Below are 2,473 nucleotides of genomic sequence, written 5' to 3' on the forward strand. Positions count from 1 at the left end.
TGCCAGTAGCGGGCCATATCGACGCCGATCTCGCCGCCGACCGCCTCGATGGCGGCGCTGCCGCTGGCGAGCGTTTCGCCCATGACGATGACGATCACGTCCATTACGGCGCGGTCGGGCACGTCGAGCAAGCGCAGGAACACGCCGACCAGTCCGAAGTCGTCGCCGTTGCCGCCTGTGACGGTCGGTTCCTCGGGCGAGAAGCCGAGAAGGTCCAATACGGCGCGGCGCTTCGCGTCGAAGTCGGTTTCCGCGCGGCAAGTTTCGACGCTTTCGCGCACATCGTCGTTGCGCGCGGTCTGCGGCTCGGGCTTGACCGTCCACAGTGGCGACCCGACGATGACATGGGCGACCATCAAGCGCAGCGCGACCTTGGGATGACGGGTCAGCGAGGCGCGGACAGCGGCATGACGGTGCAGGTTGATATAGGTCTGCATCGTGCTCGTCACTTCGGGGCGCGGCACTTTGGGGCCGGTTTCGATTGCCTCGCCGCGTTCGAGCCGCTTGGCCTCCTTGCTCGTCACATAGCCTTCGTGGACCTCGACCTCGCCGCTTTCGCGCACATCTATATACACGCGCCCGCCCTTGCGCTTGGGTGCCTTGGCGAACTCATAGCGGTAGAAATATTCGCCGGGCGGGACGATCACCACGTCGAACCATCCGGCATCCAGATAGTCCTCCTTGCGCGCGTCGATTACGGCGTTCTGCGCGGTCCAGAACGCGTCGGCATCTGCAAAATAGCGGTCTTCGCCGAACAGATCGGCGACGATCGCAAGGCCGCTCGCATCGACGTCGAACAGGGCATGTTCGACCTTGATCGACTGCCCGCCGAACAGCCATGCCTTCAATTGCTGGCCGGTCGGGCAATAGGCGTCGTCATCGTCGTAGAGCGCCAGCCATGCCTTCTGCTGCTGCTTGCTCGCCAGCGTCAGATGCCGGACGGTCGCCGCGTTGATCTTCTCCTTGCGGTAAAGATCGCGGATGCGCGGAAGCAGGTTGCCGAGCGCTAGGATACGCTTCACGCCAAGCTCGGGAATGCCGAACGTCGCGGAGATATCCGCAATGTCGCGGCCCTCCTTGACCAGCCGTGCGAAGGTTTCCCATCGCGTCACCTCGTCGGGATCGAGCCGGGTGTTCTCGAGAAGCGATGCCTCGATGGCGTCGGCGTCGTCCCCGGCGTCGAGGATGGCGACGGGAAGCGGGCCGTGGTCGATGCCCTCGACAAGCGCGATGGCGTTCGCCGTCCAGCGCCGCCGCCCGGCGACGATTTCGTGGACGCCATTATCGTTGCCCGCCTGCGGGCGCACGATCAGCGGCACGATGACACCGCGCTTGCGGATCGAGGGCAGAATGTCGCCCACGTCCGGGGGCTTGGGTCCGTGCCGCATGTTCACCTTGGACGGAACCAGCTTGCTATGGTCGATAAAGTCGAGTTTCATTGGTCTGCTCCTTCTGGAGCGCCGGTCCCGTTTGTCTTGCTGGATGGGCGGGACCGGCACTCAATGCGGCGAAACGCGCCGCGCGTCATCCGGCCCCTCGATCATCAAGAGGCGGCGGAAGCTCGTTGCCGTTCCGGCTATCGGTGATGCGGCGAAGTTCGGCTTCGGCCAGAACGATTGCACCCATGCGCCGCGCGGTATCGGACCATAGCGAAAGCGGGGCCAGCGGCTCGAAATGCTCGTCGCGCTCGATGAACAGGCCGAAGGGCAAGCGGACGCCCGCAATCTCGGTAAGCGAGAACACGCCCATTTCCGGGCATCCGAACCCCAAGTCGGCGAGGCCGAACAGCGTGTCTCCATCGTCGTAAAGCTCGGTGGCGATCCACGTCGCCGCGCCGACCGGATTGAAGAATTTGACCACCGGGAACGGGTCGAACCGTTCGTCGCGCTGCTCGTGGAGGCGGCTGGCGCGCGCATTCGCGCGCAGCGCCGAAAGGATCGCATGGGGGAGCGTAATCATGCCGCTTCCCTCCCTTCGTCCTGCGTCTCGGCGTAGCGGGCAAGCAGCCAATCGGCGGCCTTGCTCGCCTGACTGGCCGCGCGAAAGATCGCGCGATTGTCCTCGCGCAGCACGTCGAGCCATGATGCCAGATAATCGGCGTGACGAACGGTCGGCACGATGCCGAGCGCGGCGCAAAGGAAGGCCGATCCCATCTCGGCGATCAATTCTTCGCGCGCATAGTCCTTGCTGCCGAACGCATTGCGCAGATTGCGATTGAGGCGCGACGGGTGGCCGCTGGCATGACAGAGTTCGTGCAGCGCCGTCCGGTAGAAATTGATCTGTTCGTGGAAGGCCGGTTGCGGGGGCACCTGCACATAGTCGGCGCTCGGGACATAGTAGGCCTTGTCCCCACCGATGCGGAAATCGACGCCCGATGCCGCAATGACCGCTTCGGCGATCGGCACGACTTGGCGTTCGGGAAGCGGTGCGGGGTCGGTGGCAAGGCCGGGGCGCAAGCCTTCGCACTGTGCGA

Annotated in this window: 3 protein-coding genes; all 3 read right to left on the reverse strand. The window is 64.7% G+C overall.

The window, feature by feature from the left end:
• A partial coding sequence (locus AX703_RS20270) for a ParB N-terminal domain-containing protein (protein WP_062346724.1) occupies nt 1-1,439 on the reverse strand: 1,439 nt, incomplete at its 3' end.
• Between the two features lie 85 nt (nt 1,440-1,524).
• Nucleotides 1,525-1,959 carry a DUF2958 domain-containing protein gene (locus tag AX703_RS20275; protein ID WP_017499954.1) on the reverse strand — a complete coding sequence of 145 codons (435 nt, stop codon included), beginning with the start codon at nt 1,957-1,959 and terminating at the stop codon, nt 1,525-1,527.
• On the reverse strand, nt 1,956-2,473 hold a 518-nt coding region (locus tag AX703_RS28040; protein WP_255355084.1), incomplete at its 5' end, for an ArdC family protein. The genes AX703_RS20275 and AX703_RS28040, both read right to left, overlap by 4 nt.

The sequence above is a fragment of the Novosphingobium sp. CCH12-A3 genome (assembly GCF_001556015.1).
Taxonomy (GTDB): domain Bacteria; phylum Pseudomonadota; class Alphaproteobacteria; order Sphingomonadales; family Sphingomonadaceae; genus Novosphingobium; species Novosphingobium subterraneum.